The following is a 1,101-nucleotide window of genomic DNA, read 5'->3' as shown; positions in this document are numbered from 1 at the left end:
CTTATACTCACAAAAACAGAGCTGATACAGAAGGATTCTACCTATTTAGTGGAAATTCAGCAACTTCTTTAAGACCATCGAAAATAATAAGCGTACTATCCGTAGCATATTCTCTTACTTTCTTTAAGTCAGCATTCTTTTTAATCTTGTATTCTACACTGAATAACACCTTTTTTTGCGTCCGTAGATCACCTTGAGAAGATCCGCCAACTGGATTCAACTTAAACGTTGAAGATCTCGGGAATCTACTCATTACTGAAGAAAGTTTTTTTCCCGGAATAACTGCAATCTCCATTGAAGGCTGAGGATAGTAATGTCCACGATATTCTGGATGTTTTAAACCTTTGGATGGAGTCTTATTAGTGATAAGAAAATCATACCTCAATACGTTTGGAATACTTAAAATATTGATTTCAGACTTTGAAAGTTCAAAATCACTTTCTGCAGCAACCTTTTGAACTCCTAAAGGAGATACAAGACAAAGAATAAGCATAATACATAGTGTCTTTTTCATAAAATCCTCCAAAAAACTTTAATTAAGGATAGTTTTCTCTTTCGTCATTTGTTCTATCCGATAGGTATCAAGGTATACTCATCAGTTTATGTAATAGATAAAAAAATGAATACTTACAGTCAACTAAGCTTATGATGATATTAAAAGGTTTTATAGAAGGTGAATCTTTGTCTAACACACTAAAAATAATTGCTATTCTATTGGCTTCTCTTCTTTTGTCTTCATGTGATTTAGTTGACTTAATGGACATAAAAGGAGAAAAAGTTTGGGTTGCCGTTCACAATGAGCATGACAAAATAATTAAATCAAACACGATAACTAGAAATGATAAAAAGTTAGAGATTTACACTATAATGGATTTCTATAATAAAAAAGGAGATTACTTAAGCACGTATATCTTTCTAATAGCAGGAGAAAAAGAAAGATCAATAGAAGAGCATAAGCCTTTAACCCTTTTAACTGATCGTTTAAAAGGTGAAATGTCTCTTAACATGAACAAAGAAGAAAAACTACGTGTAAAACAACATGTATTAGAACAAATGAACAAGTTAGATAATTAATAAACTTAATAGCTGTAACATAACACA

General features: G+C 31.2%; 2 protein-coding genes. One reads left to right on the top strand and one right to left on the bottom strand.

Annotated features, from left to right (window positions below; all coding sequences use genetic code 11):
* Positions 1-37 precede the first annotated feature (37 nt).
* Positions 38-514: a hypothetical protein gene (locus tag G3O09_RS22035; protein WP_163103577.1), complete on the bottom strand. Its 477-nt coding sequence runs from the start codon at positions 512-514 to the stop codon at positions 38-40.
* A gap of 167 nt (positions 515-681) precedes the next feature.
* On the opposite strand from G3O09_RS22035, the gene G3O09_RS22030 reads away from it, so the two are divergent.
* Complete coding sequence (locus tag G3O09_RS22030; protein WP_163103576.1) at positions 682-1,074, top strand: hypothetical protein; 393 nt, start codon at positions 682-684, stop codon at positions 1,072-1,074.
* Positions 1,075-1,101 lie beyond the last annotated feature (27 nt).

It is taken from the genome of Peribacillus alkalitolerans, from assembly GCF_010882125.1.
Lineage (GTDB): Bacteria > Bacillota > Bacilli > Bacillales > DSM-1321 > Bacillus_BN > Bacillus_BN alkalitolerans.
The sequence above is the reverse complement of the archived record's forward strand: the minus strand, read 5'-3'. Positions and strand labels throughout refer to the sequence as shown.

Bases quoted from the DNA above. Each gene is read 5' to 3' on its own strand.
- G3O09_RS22035 (WP_163103577.1), bottom strand. From the start codon at position 514: ATGAAAAAGACACTATGTATTATGCTTATTCTTTGTCTTGTATCTCCT.